This window comes from Ruegeria sp. ABF4_144, from assembly GCF_056160045.1.
The window spans coordinates 3002820-3020149 of the sequence record NZ_JBSWWK010000001.1 but is presented as its reverse complement, the minus strand read 5'-3'; the positions used below and the strand labels follow the sequence as shown (position 1 = coordinate 3020149).

At 60.3% G+C, this 17330-nt stretch carries 17 protein-coding genes; 7 read left to right on the top strand and 10 right to left on the bottom strand.

Going from position 1 to position 17330, the window contains the following annotated elements; all coding sequences use genetic code 11:
• Positions 1-42: 42 nt before the first annotated feature.
• Positions 43-1098, bottom strand: coding sequence for an A/G-specific adenine glycosylase (mutY, locus tag ACXAGD_RS15100; protein ID WP_475211672.1), 1056 nt, complete (start codon positions 1096-1098; stop codon positions 43-45).
• An 81-nt stretch (positions 1099-1179) separates the two neighbouring features.
• Here mutY and ACXAGD_RS15095 point away from each other — a divergent pair, with 81 nt between their 5' ends.
• Entirely contained in the window at positions 1180-1686 is a 507-nt protein-coding gene (locus ACXAGD_RS15095) for a DUF721 domain-containing protein (protein ID WP_475211671.1), read from the top strand.
• Positions 1687-1700: 14 nt separating this feature from the next.
• Positions 1701-2363 carry a DsbA family protein gene (locus ACXAGD_RS15090; protein WP_475211670.1) on the top strand — a complete coding sequence of 221 codons (663 nt, stop codon included), beginning with the start codon at positions 1701-1703 and terminating at the stop codon, positions 2361-2363.
• A gap of 39 nt (positions 2364-2402) precedes the next feature.
• Here ACXAGD_RS15090 and lpxK read toward each other — a convergent pair whose 3' ends face one another.
• From lpxK to ACXAGD_RS15070, 4 genes are read right to left on the bottom strand one after another with little or no spacing between them, the layout of a single operon-like run.
• Positions 2403-3401: a tetraacyldisaccharide 4'-kinase gene (gene lpxK / locus ACXAGD_RS15085; RefSeq protein ID WP_475211669.1), complete on the bottom strand. Its 999-nt coding sequence runs from the start codon at positions 3399-3401 to the stop codon at positions 2403-2405.
• Positions 3388-4623 carry a 3-deoxy-D-manno-octulosonic acid transferase gene (locus tag ACXAGD_RS15080; RefSeq protein WP_475211668.1) on the bottom strand — a complete coding sequence of 412 codons (1236 nt, stop codon included), beginning with the start codon at positions 4621-4623 and terminating at the stop codon, positions 3388-3390. The genes lpxK and ACXAGD_RS15080 overlap by 14 nt, the downstream gene beginning before the upstream one ends.
• Entirely contained in the window at positions 4620-5420 is an 801-nt protein-coding gene (locus ACXAGD_RS15075; RefSeq protein ID WP_475211667.1) for an inositol monophosphatase family protein, read from the bottom strand. The genes ACXAGD_RS15080 and ACXAGD_RS15075 overlap by 4 nt, the downstream gene beginning before the upstream one ends.
• On the bottom strand, positions 5407-6753 hold the full coding sequence (locus ACXAGD_RS15070; protein WP_475211666.1) for a TldD/PmbA family protein: 1347 nt from the start codon (positions 6751-6753) through the stop codon (positions 5407-5409). Before ACXAGD_RS15070 ends, ACXAGD_RS15075 begins: the two co-directional genes overlap by 14 nt.
• 241 nt (positions 6754-6994) lie before the next feature.
• Between ACXAGD_RS15070 and ACXAGD_RS15065 the strand changes: the two genes are divergently transcribed.
• Entirely contained in the window at positions 6995-7921 is a 927-nt protein-coding gene (locus ACXAGD_RS15065; RefSeq protein ID WP_475211665.1) for a hypothetical protein, read from the top strand.
• A gap of 59 nt (positions 7922-7980) precedes the next feature.
• On the opposite strand, the gene ACXAGD_RS15060 is transcribed toward ACXAGD_RS15065, so the two are convergent.
• Positions 7981-9504 (bottom strand): DUF2125 domain-containing protein, encoded by a 1524-nt coding sequence (locus tag ACXAGD_RS15060; RefSeq protein WP_475211664.1) that lies wholly within the window; start codon positions 9502-9504, stop codon positions 7981-7983.
• A 139-nt stretch (positions 9505-9643) separates the two neighbouring features.
• Here ACXAGD_RS15060 and ACXAGD_RS15055 point away from each other — a divergent pair, with 139 nt between their 5' ends.
• Genes ACXAGD_RS15055 through ACXAGD_RS15045 form a run of 3 tightly spaced genes read left to right on the top strand, consistent with a single transcriptional unit; the run spans position 9644 to position 11726 of the window.
• A complete protein-coding gene (locus ACXAGD_RS15055) occupies positions 9644-10387 on the top strand; it encodes an SDR family oxidoreductase (protein ID WP_475212606.1) in 744 nt (247 codons plus the stop codon).
• Complete coding sequence (locus tag ACXAGD_RS15050; protein WP_475211663.1) at positions 10384-10992, top strand: enoyl-CoA hydratase/isomerase family protein; 609 nt, start codon at positions 10384-10386, stop codon at positions 10990-10992. Before ACXAGD_RS15055 ends, ACXAGD_RS15050 begins: the two co-directional genes overlap by 4 nt.
• The gene (locus ACXAGD_RS15045; RefSeq protein ID WP_475211662.1) at positions 10989-11726 is read left to right on the top strand and encodes a VOC family protein; all 738 of its coding nucleotides are present in this window, start codon (positions 10989-10991) and stop codon (positions 11724-11726) included. The genes ACXAGD_RS15050 and ACXAGD_RS15045 overlap by 4 nt, the downstream gene beginning before the upstream one ends.
• Here the strand turns inward: ACXAGD_RS15045 and ACXAGD_RS15040 are convergent, their stop codons facing one another.
• On the bottom strand, positions 11727-12023 hold the full coding sequence (locus ACXAGD_RS15040; RefSeq protein ID WP_475211661.1) for an HNH endonuclease: 297 nt from the start codon (positions 12021-12023) through the stop codon (positions 11727-11729).
• A gap of 48 nt (positions 12024-12071) precedes the next feature.
• On the opposite strand from ACXAGD_RS15040, the gene ACXAGD_RS15035 reads away from it, so the two are divergent.
• Positions 12072-13256: a TIGR03862 family flavoprotein gene (locus tag ACXAGD_RS15035; protein WP_475211660.1), complete on the top strand. Its 1185-nt coding sequence runs from the start codon at positions 12072-12074 to the stop codon at positions 13254-13256.
• On the opposite strand, the gene holA is transcribed toward ACXAGD_RS15035, so the two are convergent.
• From holA to leuS, 3 genes are read right to left on the bottom strand one after another with little or no spacing between them, the layout of a single operon-like run.
• Positions 13248-14276, bottom strand: coding sequence for a DNA polymerase III subunit delta (gene holA / locus ACXAGD_RS15030; protein WP_475211659.1), 1029 nt, complete (start codon positions 14274-14276; stop codon positions 13248-13250). The genes ACXAGD_RS15035 and holA overlap by 9 nt on opposite strands.
• Positions 14273-14764, bottom strand: a complete 492-nt coding sequence (lptE, locus tag ACXAGD_RS15025; protein WP_475211658.1) for an LPS assembly lipoprotein LptE — start codon at positions 14762-14764, stop codon at positions 14273-14275. The genes holA and lptE overlap by 4 nt, the downstream gene beginning before the upstream one ends.
• The gene (gene leuS / locus ACXAGD_RS15020; RefSeq protein WP_475211657.1) at positions 14751-17303 is read right to left on the bottom strand and encodes a leucine--tRNA ligase; all 2553 of its coding nucleotides are present in this window, start codon (positions 17301-17303) and stop codon (positions 14751-14753) included. Before leuS ends, lptE begins: the two co-directional genes overlap by 14 nt.
• Between the last annotated feature and the right edge of the window lie 27 nt (positions 17304-17330).

Genomic DNA, 17330 nt, shown 5'->3' with positions numbered 1-17330 from the left:
TTGCGCATAGACTAGTCACAGTCCGACGGGGTGCACAACGGATTATCGGTTACGCCAAAGGTCGTGCGCCTTGCGCATCACGGTTGGCAGGTCGCTGGGGCGAAAGGCATGTTTTTCCAGCATGATAAGGCCTTCGGGTGCGGTTCCGTCAGGCAGCGGAGCCGTCCAGATGCGCAGTATCAGGTGGAAATGTGTGAATGTGTGTCGCACCTCTCCGGCCAGCACCTGCCAATCTGCCTCGAACGGCGGCGATTCATCTGGCGCTTCGGACCAATCCGAGCCCGGCCAACCCAGCATTCCGCCCAGTAGCCCCTTGTCGGGGCGGCGCTCCAGAAGCAGGGCGCCAGCATCACTCTGGGAGATGTAGACATGGCCGTATCGCGTGGGTTTCGGCTTTTTTGGTGTCTTGCGCGGCAGTTCGGGCTGCGTTCCGACCGTGCGGGCCTGACATGGATCGCGGACGGGGCAGATGCCACAGGCCGGAGATTTTGGTGTGCAGATCGTGGCGCCCAGATCCATCACCGCCTGCGCATAATCTCCGGGCCGTGTGTCTGGCGTCAGCGCGGCGGCTTTGTCTTTGAGCATAGGTTTCGAACCGGGCAGGGGGTCATGAATATCGTAGAGCCGCGCCATGACCCTTTCGACATTGCCGTCCAGAACCGTCTCGGGCCGGTCAAAGGCAATGGCCGAGATTGCAGCGGCGGTATAAGGGCCGATACCGGGCAGTTTCAGCAGGGCGTCATAGCTGTCGGGGAAGATACCGTCATGCTCATCAGCCACCACCCGCGCGCATTTCAGCAGGTTGCGGGCGCGGGCGTAGTAGCCCAGTCCGGCCCATTCACCCATGACCTGATCGTCTGGGGCGTCGGCCAGAGCCCGAACCGTCGGCCAGCGGGTCGTGAACCGCATGAAGTAATCGCGCACGGCAGCCACGGTTGTCTGTTGCAGCATCACTTCGGACAGCCAGACGCGATAGGGGTCGGGTATCACCCCTGCGGCCCGGTCCGCAGGCCCTACACGCCAGGGCATTTCACGGGCGTGGCGGTCGTACCAGCCCAGCAGAGCGCCGCTCAGGTCCTGTTGAATAGAGTCACGCAAGTTTTATCTATCTCCCTGTCGGGTTTCGCTGGCGCCCGGTGTCATGCCCTTTACAATAGCGGCGCAGGAGTTGGAAACCAGATGCAGCGCAGACGTTCTTCGACCCGCGGGTTCAAACGCACCGCGACATTGCTGAACGGACAGATTCGGCGCGCCGGTGAAAGCCGGGGCTTTGCCGTATCGCGGCTGCTGACCCACTGGGCTGAAATCGTGGGCCAGGATCTGGCATCGATCGCGCGCCCGGTAAAAGTGGGCTATGGTCGGGAAGGGATCGGCGCAACGCTGACCGTTCTGACCACCGGCCCGCAGGCCCCAATGCTTGAGATGCAGAAGGAACAGCTGCGCGGAAAGGTGAATGCGGTTTACGGCTATAACGCCATCAGCCGTGTACGTATCACCCAGACCGCTCCGACCGGATTTGCCGAGGGGCAGGCCAGTTTCGATCACAAACCGAAACCGAAAAAACCAAAGATTGACCCAGAGATTGAGGCCGAGGCAGGCCGGACCGCACGCGACGTTCACGATGGTGATTTGCGCGCGGCCCTTGAACGTCTGGGCCGTAACGTTTTATCCAAGCAAAAACGCTGAGAAAGGGCTGAGAAATGAGCCGTATCGCAACTGGAATCTGCGCGGCGGTGGCCATCGCCGCAGGCGGCTATTGGCTGTCGCTGTCAAATTCCTCTCCGTCTTATCCGCTGATCGGCAGTGCTGAGGCGCAAGAGGCTGATCTGGACACCTCGACCATTGTTGAGATGGTGCAGGGCGCTGAGGATGCGCCGGTCGAGATCATCGAGTATGCATCCTACACCTGCCCGCACTGCGCGACCTTCCATCAGGGCGCTTACAAGCAGCTAAAGAAGGACTTCATCGACACCGGCAAGGTCAAGTTTATCTACCGCGAGGTGTATTTTGATCGCTACGGCCTGTGGGCATCGATGGTGGCACGCTGCGGTGGCCCCGAGAAGTTCTTTGGTATTACCGATTTGATCTTTGAAGGTCAGTCCGAGTGGGTCAAAGCCGGTGGCCCGGCCGAGATCGTGGACGAACTGCGCAAAATCGGACGCCTGGCGGGTATCGACAATGACCAACTTGAAGCCTGCCTGCAGGACGGCACCCGCGCACAAACGCTGGTGGCCTGGTATCAGGAAAACGCCGAACGTGACGGTGTTCAAGCGACGCCGTCCTTCGTGGTGAATGGCAAGAAAGTCGACAACCAGTCCTATGCCGATTTCAAGAAACTGATCGAAGACGAACTGGGCAGCTAACTGTCTTTTACGACCGGCTCAGGTGGGCCGGTCGCCTTATCAGGGCGATGGAGCGACGTGCAGCAACATCTGCCTGACCTTGTCGGCCTCTTCCACTTTCAAACGAACAGGCAACGTCAGGACCTTGCTGCGGAACGCGGCAGGCAGGCGCACGGCGTCTTTTTCCGTTGTCACCATCTGTGCACCCAATTGCCGGGCTTCGTTTTCCAGTCGCGTCATCAGGGCCGGGGTCAGCGGTTGATGATCGTCCAGCGCCTCGGCTCGCAGCAGCTTTGCGCCTTGCTGGCGCAGGGTGCGAAAGAACTTTTCCGGATGCCCGATGCCCGCAAAGGCAAGAACGGGCGTGTCGGCCCAGTCCATACCGGTCTGCAACGGTTCGACCTCTCCCATGACATGAGGCACTGTCAGGGACGTACCCCAGTGTTCGCGGAATTGCGCCTGAGACGCAGCATCTCCCAATGACAGAACCAGATCGGCCCGTTGCAGCCCGATATCAACGGGTTCACGCAGGGGGCCGGCTGGCAGGCATAGGCCATTACCAAAGCCGCGTGTGGCGTCCACCACGATGACCGAGAAATCCTTGGTGACCGAAGGGTTCTGGAATCCGTCATCCAGCACGATCACCGTAGCCCCGGCCTCGGAGGCGGCTTGTGCCCCGGCGGCGCGGTCCTTGGCCACCCAGACTTCAGCGAAGGCGGCCAGCAAAAGGGGCTCGTCCCCAACCTGTGCGGCGGTGTGTTTGGCAGGGTCAACGCGTACAGGGCCTTCCAACGAGCCGCCATGGCCGCGTGTCACCACATGGGGTGTGTGCCAGGCGTCCCGCAACTGTTCGATCATCCAGATCACAGTAGGGGTCTTGCCGGTGCCGCCTGCGTTAAGGTTGCCAATGCAGATCACTGGAACACCCGGTTTGATTCCGGTGCCCGAGGTTACCCGGCGCACCGTGGCGGCCGCATAGATGCGGCCCAGCGGGGCCAGTAGTCTGGCGCGCAGGTCCAGTCGGTCAGGGGCGGTGTTCCAGAAATCAGGTGCGCGCATCATCTGCCCCCCGCTGATCCAAACAGTCTTGCACCAAGTCGATCAGCTGATCTGTCTGAGGCGCACCCTCAGATACGATCTGCCATCCCGCCAGCGCCATGTCTGCTGCGCGATCCGGCGACAGCATCTCAACCACAGCGTCGCCAAGTTCGGTCACGGTTTTGACTTTGCGCGCGGCGTCGGCGCGATCCAACTGATCGTATATCTGCTGATGGCGATGCACAAACGGCCCGTGGATGATGGACGAGCCGAGGGCAGCGGCAACCAGCGGGTCGTGCCCGCCCGCGCCGCGTTCCAGTGAACTGCCCATGAACGTGACCGGCGAAATCCGGTGCCACAGGCCCAGATCTTCGGGTTCAGCTGACAGTATGACCTGCGTGGTGTCTTCGATCTGACCGTCGGTGTCCCAATTGGCACATCGCAGGTCCATGGATTCCAGACGCTGATGCAGCGGTTCAGCCTCGGCAGTGTCCGCCACGTGCAGCACCAGTGTCAGCCGCGGCAGGATCCGCATCGCCTGACGATGGGCGCTGAGCACCGAGATGAATTCCTTGTCCAGAACGTTTGCGGCAAGCCAGACCAGCCGCCCGGCCAGGGCATGGTTCGTTTCGATCAGCTCGTCCTCGGGCCAGGGCCTTGGGTTCGGGCTGACATGCAGCGGCGGCGACTCACCGACTTTGTCCGAAGAAATGCCAAGGCGACGGATCGTGCGAGCCGTCTCGGATGTCTTGGTCAGGATCGATTGGAAACAGTCCAGCGTATATCGGGTGATATCAGGCAGCCATCGGGCCCCGCGTGCGATCTTGATGTCGATCTGCGCCTCGATCAGGATTAGGGGGATGCCGCGTTCCTCGGCGCGGGTGATCACGTTGGGCATCAGGCTGCCCCCAACCCAGAGGCCGATATCGGGCTTCCAATGATCCAGAAATGCGCGCGCGGCGCCGGTCTGTTCCATAGGAAGGCTCACCAGCGGATAATCACAAAGGTCCCAGCGCCGAAGATCGGCCTCGGGCGGGGCCGTCAGAAGCACGTTCAGGGTCGGGCGGGCCAGCTGTAGCCTGCGGCAGAAATCGGTAACCGCGCGCTGGCGGTGCTGGGTGCTGATATGGACCCAGATCAGTTCGCCCTCGGGGCGCGGCATGTCGGGCCGGTTGCCCGTGTTAGGCACACCCCAGGACAGGACACGGTACGCGGCCAGGCTAAGAGAGCGCGGTTTGCTCATGAGCGAATCCCGTCGCCGTTCGGATCAAGGTGCCCAAACAAGGCATCGTGCAGAACCGGACCCGCCGCGATCACGCCGTTCAGGCGTGGATGTGCGTTGTTAAACCGCAATGGCTGACCCAGCCGATCGGAACAAGTGCCGCCCGCCTCGCGGATGATGAGGGCTCCAGCGGCGATATCCCATTCCCAGCTGGGTCTGAGTGTCAGCATACCATCAAACCGTCCCTGACCGACGGTGGCCATGCGATAGGCCAGCGAAGGGCGATAGGCCCGTTTGAACTCGGGTACCCGACCGCGCAGCCAATGGTGCGGGTTCAGATTGGGCTTTGCGGCCAGAATCTCGGCCGATTCCATATCCGACACCTGTGACACCCGAATTGCTGCACCGTTCAGCGTCGCGCCTTCGCCTTTGGCAGCCGCATAAAGCAGGTCGCGCCGCGGCAGGTAAATCACCGCGGCAGTGACTTCGCCTCCGTCTGCTATGGCCAGCGAATGCGCCCAGGTGCGAGACCCTTCGGCAAAACTGCGGGTGCCGTCGATCGGGTCGATGATGAAAACGCGGTCGCGCGTCAACCGGGCGGAGGAATCCTCGGTCTCTTCGCTCAGCCAGCCATAGTCGGGCCGGGCCGAGGGCAAGCGCTGTTCCAGCATGGCGTTTACGGCCAGATCGGCCTCGGTCACCGGACCAGCGCCGTCGGGTTTGTCCCAGCGCTGCGCCGTGGTGCCCGAGTATCGGGTGGCGATCTTTCCGGCCTCAAGTGCGGCGTCGATCAGAAGGGGCAGGTCAGTTGCCGGCAAGCGTCATTCCTTCGATCAGCACCGAGGGCACCACCCGGGACAGGTAGGGCCGCGCATCGTTTGCCGGGATGATCCGTTTCAGCATGTCGCGCAGATTGCCCGCGATGGTGCATTCATTGACCGGATGGGTGATTTCTCCGTTTTCCACCCAGAAACCCGAGGCACCGCGCGAGTAGTCGCCCGTATTTGGGTTGATGGTGGAGCCGATCATCGAGGTCACCAGTAGCCCGGTACCCATGTCCCGCAGCAATTCCTCGCGGCTTTGGGCGCCTTGCGTCAGGCTCAGGTTCCAGTTGCTGGGCGAGGGTGGCCCCGACACGCCGCGCGCCGCGTTGCCAGTTGATGTCATGTCCAGCTTGCGCGCACTGGACAGGTCCAGGGTCCAGCCGGTCAAAATGCCGTTTTCAACAATCGCACGCTGCTGGGTCGCCAGCCCCTCGGCATCGAACGGGCGCGAGCCTGCGATGCGCGGGCGGTGCGGGTCTTCGATCAGCGACAAGTGCTCGGGCAGCACCTGTTCTCCCAGGCCATCCTTCAACCATGAGGCTCCCCGTGCGATGGCGGCGCCGTTGCTGGCCGCCAGCAGGTGACCGATAAGCGAGGATGAAATGCGTTCGTCAAACAGCACCGGAAACGTGCCGGTTGCAGGCTTTTGCGCGCCCACCAAAGCGACAGCGCGTTCGCCTGCGCTGCGGCCGATGTCTTCGGCATCGCGCAGATCGCTTTGAAAGGTGCGGCTATCGCCGTCATAGTCGCGCTCCATCCCGGTGCCTTCGCCCGAGATCGCCACGCAGGATGTCGAGCGGCTGCTGCGGGCATAGCCGCCGGAAAACCCGTTGGTCGCCTTCAGATGCACGCGATGGGTGCCGTACCCCGCCGCTGCGTCAGAGACCTGAGAAACACCCTGAACTGTCAGCGCTGCAGCTTCGGCCTCTAATGCGTCGCGCATCAAGTCCTCGGCCGCCGGTTCCGGGGAAGGGTCGAATAGCTCAAGCGCGGGAAGGTTCCACTCTTTGGCCAGTTGTTCCGCATCGGCCAAACCAGTGAACGGATCCTCGGGCGCTTCGCGTGCCATGGCCACGGCGCGTTCGGCCATCGCAGTCAGAGTCTCAGGCCGGCTGTCCGAACTGGACACGATCGCTTGCCGCTGTCCAAGAAACACCCGTAGGCCCAGATCGGTGCCTTCCGATCGTTCGGCATGTTCCAGCGCGCCGCTCCGCACCTCGACTGAGACCGAAGAGCCGTCGATCACAATTGCATCCGCGGCGTCGGCCCCGGCTGCGCGGGCTGCGTCCAACAGGGCTTGGCTGATCTCTTCAGGTGTTTGGGTCATGCGGCCTCCGGGTCTTTATCCAATGGACCTAGCCTTGGACCGCCCAACCCGCAAGACCTCAGGGTTGAGAGAATTCAACTTGGCCCGCGTAACTTTGGCCCACTTCCCGGTAAAGGCACAAAGGGTTTACATTTGCGTTTAAACTTCCATTAGTTGAGGCGCGTTACCGATTTTCAGAGCGGCGATCACAACAGGTTGATACTGTTGCAAAGGTAAATGCAGGCAAAAAGGAGAGCTTCGTTTGGCTCAGTTTTTCGTTGTTGATTTTGACGAGCCTCATGTCGTCGCCAAGGGTAAAGGGTCAAGCAACGTCATCACTCACTTCACTCGGGTCCTGACCAAGCTGCAGGTTCCGGCTGAGGTTTTGACGTTCCGCGAACTGGTCGGACGCGGCCCGACGACTGATCCGAAAAGCTATGTTCTGCTTCATTACAATGAGTTATTCGTTGTGAAGTTCGAAAAGGTTGATTGGTTGCGCGCCCGCGAGGCCGAGCTTGTCGCGTTGGGTTACAAGATCCTGCATTCGGTCGAACAGGGTCGCGTTGTCGGCCATAAAGTAAGGCAGAACAAAGTCCTTACGGCTGCAAATGTGCCTATGCCGAGACTAATTCAGGCGGGTGATGAATTTGACACTGTGTTCTCCAACCAGATTACCAACGCAAATGTGGCGGTCCAGTTGGTTGATCGCGCCGAGAACCTTAACCCGAGCAGATACAATACCGAATACGTTGATTGCAGATACGAATATGGTGGGGAAACGTGGAATGTCTGCATTCGGGCCCAGGCCATCGGTGAACGTGTCCTGTTTTCCTGGGTGCGGGCTGGAAAAGGGCTAAGCGTCCACAACCGGGATACCCCTGTTGATGCGGAAATGATCCGGCATTTTCATCGCAAACTGATCGATCCTAACATGGATCAGATCAACAACATCGCTCGCCATGTAAGAAAGGCGATTGGTGTAGGGCTATTTGCTCATGACATCTTGCCATGTGCACGGACAGGGCGGTTTTTTCTCTGTGAGACCAACTTCAAATTCTATGATGGGATACACAGGTTCCATATGGCACCAATTGCCAAAGATCATCCGGTGCCTGCTTTGTTTAACGGCCGAGTGGTCGGTCGCCGTATCGCACGGGCACTGATCCAAGAGCTTGACCTGACGGCCTGAAACATCCGAAGCAGAAAATGAGCGAAGCTCTGTAGAGGCAGAACTTCGCCCGGTGCGCATCACTTGATGCGTTGACCATTGGCCAGAATCTGACCGTCTTCAGTGAATTCGATTTTCGAGTTTAGCGTGTCGGGCTCATCCCCGGGCACTGCCATCAGGCCCATCATCATCCGGGCACCCATTGCATCACTCTCCTGAAGCAGGCCCATGCCGATCAGTTTGTCGATCAGCACATTGGCTCCTACCAGCTGCAGGTTTGCCACGCCCGACGGTGCGGGCATTCCGTCGAACTCTTCGGTGTTCGAATTGTCAAAGGTGAAGTCTGCGTCACCCGTCAGCTTCGCACCGACCAGCGACACCAGCAACTCGTTGATTTTCAGCGAGTTCAACTCACCCGGCGCGGCACCGGATTCCTCCATCTCTTCGATCGATGCAGGATCGAAGAAGTTGGTCAGGACCTTGGCCGTGCCGGTGGCGTCTAGCGCGATGGTCGCCGGATCGCGCGGCAGCGCACCGGTGGGGTCGAAAATGCTCCAAAGCACGTCCGACATGGTGAAATCCGTCAGGTTCATGGCAAACCCAAAGGGCTGCTCTTCTTCGGATTGCTTTAGCGGGAACTCGAAGCTGAGGCCGGATTTGGTCATGGCGATTTCAATCGGGAACGGCAGGTCAGCCGTAGTTACCGCCAGTTTTGCGCTGTTCTGCTCGATGTCGTACGCAAGGCGCTGTTCATCCAAGCTGGCGCCGAAGCGGCCGCCCTGGGACTCACTGCCCATAGAGAACGCCTGACCTTCGCTGGTGCCTTCAATGGCCGTGTTGCCCGAGCCATAGGTGAACAGACCCGAGAAGGATGTGTCACCCTGGAAAAAGCTTGCGGGGTCGTCGGCGTCGAAATCCGAAGGGATCACGCTGGTACCTTCAAAGGCCAGATCTTTCATCGCACCATCGATCTTGCCGTCATCCGATCCTTCGGGATCGTTGAAGACCAGATCATAGGTCAGGCCGTCAGCGGTGAATTTCTGATCGACGTCCCGGTTTTCACCGATTTTCATCCGTGAACTGCCGGCAAGGTTGCTAAGTTCGAAGTCCAGATCCAAAAGGTCTTCGGGTGTGGGTTCTCCGTCAACCGACAGCCCGCCCAGCTTCACGCCCAGAGTTGGCGCGGAATAGTCGTAGGTCATGTCATCCGGATCACCTGAGACAAGCATCTTAAGCCCGGTGTGGTAGTATTCGATATCGACCGAGAACGAGTCCCCTTCATCCTCGCCCGATACGGTCATGGGAAAGCTTTCGGGAAGGTCGATGCTGACCGTACCGTCGCCGTTTTCGGTCAGGGTCATTTGCGGCACAGTCATCTGGAACGCATCGTCGCTGTCCGGCACAGCCAAGGTCACGACCATGTCCGAGATGGTGGTCACGTTGCCCGACGCGGATTGTTCGGCTGCAACCGTGTAACCCATCTGTGTCAGGTAGGCTTGCCAGTCGTCCCAAATCTGCTGCGCGGTAACATCGGCAAGTGCACCTTGGGTGACAACGGCATACGCCAAAACTGCGCCACAGCTGCGGCGAACGAAAACGGACATGTGAGAACCCTTCTTGATCAATTTTGCGGGCATCGTCGTGTTTGCAGCGGCGGGCGTCAAGGGGCAAGGACTGGACCCGTTCCCCGTTGGCGCGGTAGAGATTCACACAATCTCAAAACTACGGAGCTACAGAGGTCACATGCAGGGGAAAACCGTACTGATAACAGGGGCCAGCCGTGGCATCGGGGCCGAGGCAGGGCGCGTATTTGCCGCAGCCGGTGCGAATGTCGTTTTGGTCGCACGCAATCGTGATCAGATCGGGGCGCTGGCTGACGCGCTCGGTGAAAACGCGATCGCCTTGCAGTGTGATGTCAGCGATTTCGCGCAGGTCGAACAGGCGGTTGCCGATTGTGTCGACCAGTTCGGTGGGCTGGACGTCCTGATCGGAAACGCCGGCGTCATCGATCCGATCTTCCATCTATCCAACGCCGATGTCGCGGCGTGGAGCGCAGCCATCGACATCAACCTCAAAGGCGTGTTCCACGGAATGCGTGCGGCCCTGCCTGTCATGCGGGCTGCGGGCGGGGGGACGGTGATCACCGTGTCCTCTGGGGCGGCGTCCAATCCGATCGAAGCGTGGAGCCACTATTGTGCCTCAAAGGCCGGGGCCAAGATGCTGACCGAATGCCTGCATCTTGAAGAGTCGATCCACGGCATCCGCGCCATGGGCCTGTCGCCGGGCACCGTGGCCACCGACATGCAGCGGGTGATCAAGGCCAGCGGTATCAACGCCGTCAGCCAGCTGGATTGGAGCGACCACATTCCTGCCGATTGGCCCGCGCGGGCGCTGCTGTGGATGTGCAGCCCGGATGCGGATGAGTTTCTGGGCTCGGAAATCTCGCTGCGCCGTGAAGATATCCGGCAAAGGGTTGGGCTGACGTGATCGAACTGACTAAAGAAGACGGGTTGTGGACCGTTACGCTCAACAACCCGCAAAAGGCCAACGCCGTAACCGAGGCGATGTTGTCTGAGTTGGCTGAGATTGCTGAGGCCGCGACCGAAGCGCGTGCATTGATCCTGACTGGCGCGGGCAAGGTGTTCAGCGCAGGGGCCGACCTGGACGAGGTGCGCGCTGGCCTGGCGACGTCGGATGTATGGGAAAGGCTGTCGGGCGCCATCGCGGCCCTGCCGTGCCTGACGGTTGCCGCTTTGAACGGAACGCTTGCAGGCGGGGCCAACGGGATGGTGTTGGCTTGTGATATTCGGATTGCAGTCCCGCAGGCCAAGTTCTTTTATCCGGTGATGAAATTGGGCTTTCTGCCCCAACCGTCGGACCCGGTGCGCATGGCTGCGTTGATCGGCCCGTCTCGAACCAAGTTGATCTTGATGGGGGGGCAAAAGATCACTGCTGAGGAGGCTTATTCCTTCGGTCTGGTTGATCGCGTGGTTGAGCCTGATCAGTTGATGACAACGGCGCACGCACTGGTGGCGGACAGTCTGGCCGCCGACCCCCAGATTGCCGCCGGTATTGCAAGGATGTGTCGATGAGATTGTCTGCTGTGCTGCTACGTGTCGCCGACCCGGACCGGCTGACCGCGTTTTACGTAGACGTTTTGGGCATGACCGGGCGGGCGCAGGGGTCGAATCGCCGCGTTGGCTATGGCGGGCAGGACGCGGACTTGCTGCTGATGTCGGGCGGAGGCGGCTATACACACGACGGGGGGCAAAGGTATTGGAAGATCGGGATTACCGTGCCGGATGTCGATCTCGCTGCCGCACATCTGCGCCAGAACGGGGTTGAGGTCTCGGACCCGAAACAGTTCCTCGACATAGGCTACATGTGTCACCTGAAAGACCCCGAAGGGTTTGTGATCGAGCTGCTGCAACATGATTTTCAGGGCAACCGGCCTGAAAATGCCGCCGATCCGGCCGCCCCTTTTGCCTATGCCTGTATCGGCCAGATCACATTACGCACCGGGGACATCGCCGCCGAGGATGCGTTCTGCCGCGCGCAAGGCATGCATCTCTTGTCGGTGCAGGATGTGGCCCAATATGGGTTCGACCTGCACTTCTATGCTTTCACCGATGAGGAGCCGCCGAATGCGGACCTATGGGCGGTCGAAAACCGGGAATGGCTGTGGAAACGCCCCTTTACCACGCTGGAGTTTCAGCATCTTGCGGGCGCGCAATTTGCTCCGGCCCCGGATTATCGCGGGCTGGAGGTTCAGGGGCTGACGGTATCCCTGCGCGATGCCTTTGGCGACCCGGTGCGGCCCGGCTGATCACCGCCCGCGCCGTTTGCCAGGCACTTTCGACCGAAAACCGGGCGGGCGTTTGCGAACCCAGTTCAAAAACTTCTCAAGCCGCGGATGGGCGCGAAGGGCTTCAACCGTGTTGAACTCGCGTGCCAGGTCTGTCTCAGACAGAGTGGCGTGCACCTCTTTGTGGCAGATGATGTGCAGTAAAACCGTGGGTCCGCCCTTGCCCCCTTTGAGTTTTGGGATCAGATGGTGCAGGCTACCGCCCCCATCGGGGATAGGGCGGTCACATAACGGGCAGATTGGATCACTGTTCGGCATGGCAGGAACTAACTTGCGCCAGATGGCGCGGAAGGCAAGAGGACGGGAATGGCGCAGGCAGTGGTAATTGGAGCCGGACCCGCAGGCCTGATGGCTGCGGAAGAATTGGCTGCTGCGGGCCATGATGTGCTGATGGCCGAGGCCAAGCCTTCCGTCGCGCGCAAATTCCTGATGGCCGGAAAGTCGGGCCTGAACCTGACTAAGGACGAACCGTTCGAGACTTTGATGCAAGCCTATGGTGGCGCGTCAGACTGGCTGCGCCCGATGATTGCCGGGTTTGACGCCGCCGCCGTGCAGGATTGGGCGCGGGAACTGGGGCAGGAGGTGTTTACCGGTTCGACAGGGCGGGTGTTTCCCATGGAGATGAAAGCCTCGCCCTTGTTGCGCGCGTGGCTGAGGCGGCTGGAAAGCGCAGGTGTGCAGATCAAGACCCGCTGGCGTTGGCACGGTTGGGACGGCGATGCACTTTTGTTCGAAACTGCGGATGGTCGGCAAAGTATCACGCCGGATGTCACCGTGCTTGCACTGGGCGGGGCCAGTTGGGCGCAGCTTGGGTCGGATGGGCAGTGGGCGCAATCCTTGCAAGAGAAAGGTGTAGACCTTGCTCCGTTTGCCCCTTCGAACTCGGCCCTGTCCGTCGATTGGAGCCCCCACATGCAGCCCCATTTCGGGGCGGAATTGAAGTCGGTTCGCTGGATGGCCGGAGAGTTGGACAGTCGTGGTGAAGCCACGATTTCCGAGACCGGGTTGGAGGGCGGAGGCCTCTATTCCCTGACCCCGGCACTGCGCGCTGGTGCGGACCTTTACGTTGACCTTTTGCCCGATCTGGATGCAGTGCTATTGCAGAAAAGGCTAGAGGCCAAAAATCCAAAAACCACCTTCTCGCAGTGGATGAAGAAGGTGTTGAAACTTTCGCCTCAGAAAATCGCGCTGTTTCATGAGATGGCCAAGCAATACCCGTCGCCAACATCTCAGGAGGTGTGGGCACTCAAACAGCTTCCAATCTTCGGCGTGGATCTGCGCCCGATGGATGAGGCGATCTCGACCGCTGGTGGCGTCACGCAAGCAGCGTTGGATGAAAGGCTGATGCTGACCGCAATGCCCGGCGTATTCTGCGCCGGAGAGATGCTGGACTGGGAGGCCCCAACCGGGGGCTATCTGCTGACCGCCTGTATGGCGTCGGGGAAATGGGCAGGGCGGTCTGCGGCAGAGTGGGTGAACCGTTCAGCGTGACCGCGCCAGCATCGCCAGACGGATCATGGCGCGCTCAACCAACGCCATAGCCGGGGCCGTTTGCCCTGCCGACCGCAGCGACAGGTCGGTATCGGTAAGAACGGTCAGCGCGGTTTGCAGTTTCGGCGCGCCCCAACCCTGCGCCTGCCGCAGAATGCGGTCGCGGCGTTTGCCATAAACCGGTGGGCGCAGCTTGCCGATGCCTTGCGACGCTCCTCCCGGGTCAGACGCGCAGGCGTATAGAGTTCGAAAATGTCGGGTCGCGCCGATGCACAAGCTGACTGCGTTAGTGCCTTGCGATTGCAGTCTCCGGATCAGCGGCCCGATCTCGCCCGCGCGGCCCTCGGCCACCACGTTCAGAACATCGTCCAACGCTGCCTCGGTTGATCGGGGGGCACAGGCTTCGATATCTTCAATGGTTAATTCGGAACTGTCACCGCGCTTGTAAAGGGACAGTTTCTCAATCGTTTGCGTGAAATCGCCCGGGCTGATCCCGGTGGCCAGCTCTGCAAGAGCCGACATAGAATCGCGGGGGATGTTCTGCAAACCGGCCTCGTTCAGAATCCGTTCGATCTCACCACGCGAAGGCGGATCGTCGTAGATACCGACCGCATAAGCCGCCGGATGCGCCTCGAACGCCTTGCGGATTTTCGAACTGGCTTTCAACTGGCCGGCAGTGACGATGATCTGAGCATCGCCCGGGGCCCAGTCCTCGAACGCGGTAAGAATTGCGGGGGCTGCTACATCGGTGGTGTCTTCGACAAATACCGCCCGCGGGCCGGGAAAGAACCCCACCGCCTTGACCGCATCCAGCAACAGGGCGGGGTCACCGCGCAGATCCGCGCCCGGCATACGGGTCAGGCGCATTTCCTCTTCGGCGTTGGGGCCCAGCAACGCAGCCAAAACCTGCTGACGTTTCAGCGCCACGCGCATTGCATCCGCGCCATAGATCAGCAGCCCGGCCTTATCGGCATCTGGTCGGGCAAAGTACCCCTCAGCCTCGCGCGGGCTGAGCTTCATGTGCCAAGGCCTGGCGCAGCGTAGAGTTCAGCTAGAATCTGATCAGACAGAATCACCATTAGTCGTTCTTTGGCGTCACGTTCGTCCGCCAGGGTGGACACGGTCGATCCGGCCGCCGAGTAGCCGACGAAATTGTTCACACTGCCCGAGGCCAGAATTTGCCCCGTGTCATTGGCTCTCAGCGTGTAACTCGCCGTGCCTTGAATGTTCAGGCGGTTGGTTTCGTTTGCTTGGGTTATCGCGGCTGCGGTGACAACGGTCGAGACACCGACATCGAGGTTATATGCATTGCCGGAACTGGCGCTGCGACCAAGCCGCTGCTCCAGATTCTGGACCAGCAAATAGCTGTCGACTGAATTCGGCGCGGATACGACGACCTGACCATTCAGGGCCGCGCCCGAACCGCCGGGCGCGTAAACCGGTTCAAAGCCGCAGGCGGCCAGCGCAAGCGGCATCAACAACAGGGTTCTGCGATTAAACAACGACATTTACGATCCGACCCGGGACAACAATCACCTTCTTCGGCGCATTTCCATCCAGCGCCTTTTGCACAGCTTCGGTGCTGAGCGCGATTTTTTCAACCTCGTCCTTGGCCATATCCTTGGTCACGCTGATTTCCGCGCGGCGTTTGCCGTTGATCTGGATCGGCAGGGTGACGGTGTCATCGACCAGCATCGCCTCATCCGCGACCGGCCATGGGGCAGTGGCCACCAGTCCTTCGCCACCCAGCAGCTGCCAGAGCTCTTCGGACAGGTGCGGGGTCATCGGCGACATCAACTGTGCCAGCGTCTTGGCGGCTTCGCGTTTTGCTGCGGTACCCGCCTTGGATTTCGCCAGGGTGTTGGTGAAGGCATATAGCTTGGCGATGGAGGCGTTGAAGCCAAAGGATTCGACTCCACCCGACACATCATGGATCGCCTTGTGCATTTCACGCAGCAGGGTTTCGTCTTCGGCATTGGCCGGAACGTCCGACTCGGCGATTTCTGACGCAATCCGGTGAACGCGGCTAAGATGCTTAAATGCGGCTTCGGCGCCCGAGGCGGTCCACTCTACATCGCGCTCGGGCGGCGAGTCGGACAGTACGAACCAGCGCGCGGTGTCCGCGCCAAAGGCCGAGATGATGCTGACCGGATCCACCACGTTCTTCTTGGATTTCGACATTTTGGCCGAGGGGATGATCTCAACCTCGGTGCCGTCGGCCAGTTTGCCGTCGGTCACGTCCTCGGGCAGGTGATAGACCGGGCGGCCATTGGCGTCGCGGGTCTGATAGATTTCGTGTGTCACCATGCCCTGCGTGAACAGCGCGTCGAATGGCTCGATGGCTTTCTTTGGCAGGTGGCCGGTGATCTGCATCGCTCGCGCGAAGAATCGGGAATAGAGCAGGTGTAGAATCGCATGCTCAATGCCGCCAATATACTGGTCGACATTCATCCAGTATTCGGCCTCGGCTAGATCGGTCGGCGTTTCAGCGCGCGGGGCGGTGAACCGGGCGTAGTACCAGGACGAATCGACGAACGTGTCCATCGTGTCGGTTTCACGTTTGGCCGGTGCGCCACAGGACGGGCAGGGGGTGTCACGCCAATTTGGGTGGCGATCCAGCGGGTTGCCGGGGATCGAGAAGTCGATGGGTTTGCCGTTGCCATCGTCGTAGGGCAGTTCGATCGGCAGGTTCTCTTTCTTCTCAGGTACCGTGCCGCATTTCTCGCAGTGGACAACGGGAATCGGGCAACCCCAATAGCGCTGACGGCTGAGCCCCCAGTCACGCAGGCGGTACTTGGTGACACCTTCGCCCCAACCAGCTTTTTCGGCGAAATCGACTGTGGCATTGATCGCCTCGTCGCCTGTCGCCTCAGTCAGACCGGCGAAATGGTTCACCCAGCGAACTTTTTCGGATTTTGGCGGCACAAAGGCGATCTTGTCGACCGGAGTGTCATCGTCCAGCGCAAAGAAGGTGTCCACCACGGGCAGGTCATATTTGCGGCAGAAATCGAGGTCACGCTGGTCATGTGCCGGGCAGGCGAAAATCGCGCCGGTGCCGTAATCCATCAAGATAAAGTTGGCGATCCAGACCGGAAGCTCCCAATTCGGGTCCAGCGGGTGTTTGACCTTAATGCCGGTGTCATACCCCAGCTTTTCAGCTGTTTCGATGGCCTCTTCGGTGGTACCGCCCTTGCGGCATTCTGCCACAAAATCAGCTACTTCAGTGTTTTCAGCTTCAAGCTGTTTGGCAATTGGGTGATCCGGAGAAATCCCAACGAAGGACGCGCCCAACAGCGTGTCGGGGCGAGTCGTATAGACGGTGATCGGCTCGCCACCATCTGTGCGTTCAAAGCCGAATTGCAGACCGCGCGACTTGCCGATCCAGTTTTCCTGCATCAGCCGCACCTTGGCAGGCCAGTTCTCCAGCGTGTCCAGCGCGTCCAGCAGTTCCTCGGAATAGTCCGAGATTTTGAAGAACCACTGCGTCAGCTCGCGGCGTTCCACCAACGCACCCGAACGCCACCCGCGGCCGTTTTCGACCTGTTCGTTGGCCAGAACGGTCATATCGACCGGGTCCCAGTTCACCACGGCGTTCTTGCGGTAAACCAGACCGGCCTCGAGCATATCCAGGAACAGCGCCTGCTGCTGGCCGTAATATTCCGGGTCACAGGTGGCAAATTCGCGGGACCAGTCGATCGACAGGCCCAGCGGCTTCATCTGACCGCGCATGTCGGCAATGTTGCCATATGTCCAGTCCTTGGGGTGGCCACCAATGGCCATCGCCGCGTTTTCGGCCGGCATCCCGAACGCATCCCAGCCCATCGGGTGAAGCACGTTGTGCCCGGTCGCCAGCTTGTGCCGTGCGATCACGTCACCCATCGTATAGTTGCGCACATGCCCCATATGGATTCGGCCAGACGGGTAAGGGAACATCTCAAGCACATAGTATTTCGGCTTGTCCGCCGTTCGGTCGGCGGTGAAGATTCCGGCCTTGTCCCAGGCCTCTTGCCATTTTGCTTCGATTTCGTTGGCCGAGTAGCGAGACATCGTGCGGTCCTTCGTGAATGAAAACGC

Coding starts and splice junctions, on each gene's coding strand:
- ACXAGD_RS15095 (WP_475211671.1), top strand. CDS start 1,180: ATGCAGCGCAGACGTTCTTCGACCCGCGGGTTCAAACGCACCGCGACA.
- ACXAGD_RS15035 (WP_475211660.1), top strand. CDS start 12,072: ATGGCGCAGGCAGTGGTAATTGGAGCCGGACCCGCAGGCCTGATGGCT.
- ACXAGD_RS15060 (WP_475211664.1), bottom strand. CDS start 9,504: ATGTCCGTTTTCGTTCGCCGCAGCTGTGGCGCAGTTTTGGCGTATGCC.
- ACXAGD_RS15045 (WP_475211662.1), top strand. CDS start 10,989: ATGAGATTGTCTGCTGTGCTGCTACGTGTCGCCGACCCGGACCGGCTG.
- leuS (WP_475211657.1), bottom strand. CDS start 17,303: ATGTCTCGCTACTCGGCCAACGAAATCGAAGCAAAATGGCAAGAGGCC.
- ACXAGD_RS15090 (WP_475211670.1), top strand. CDS start 1,701: ATGAGCCGTATCGCAACTGGAATCTGCGCGGCGGTGGCCATCGCCGCA.
- holA (WP_475211659.1), bottom strand. CDS start 14,276: ATGAAGCTCAGCCCGCGCGAGGCTGAGGGGTACTTTGCCCGACCAGAT.
- ACXAGD_RS15070 (WP_475211666.1), bottom strand. CDS start 6,753: ATGACCCAAACACCTGAAGAGATCAGCCAAGCCCTGTTGGACGCAGCC.
- ACXAGD_RS15080 (WP_475211668.1), bottom strand. CDS start 4,623: ATGAGCAAACCGCGCTCTCTTAGCCTGGCCGCGTACCGTGTCCTGTCC.
- ACXAGD_RS15055 (WP_475212606.1), top strand. CDS start 9,644: ATGCAGGGGAAAACCGTACTGATAACAGGGGCCAGCCGTGGCATCGGG.
- lptE (WP_475211658.1), bottom strand. CDS start 14,764: ATGTCGTTGTTTAATCGCAGAACCCTGTTGTTGATGCCGCTTGCGCTG.
- ACXAGD_RS15040 (WP_475211661.1), bottom strand. CDS start 12,023: ATGCCGAACAGTGATCCAATCTGCCCGTTATGTGACCGCCCTATCCCC.
- lpxK (WP_475211669.1), bottom strand. CDS start 3,401: ATGCGCGCACCTGATTTCTGGAACACCGCCCCTGACCGACTGGACCTG.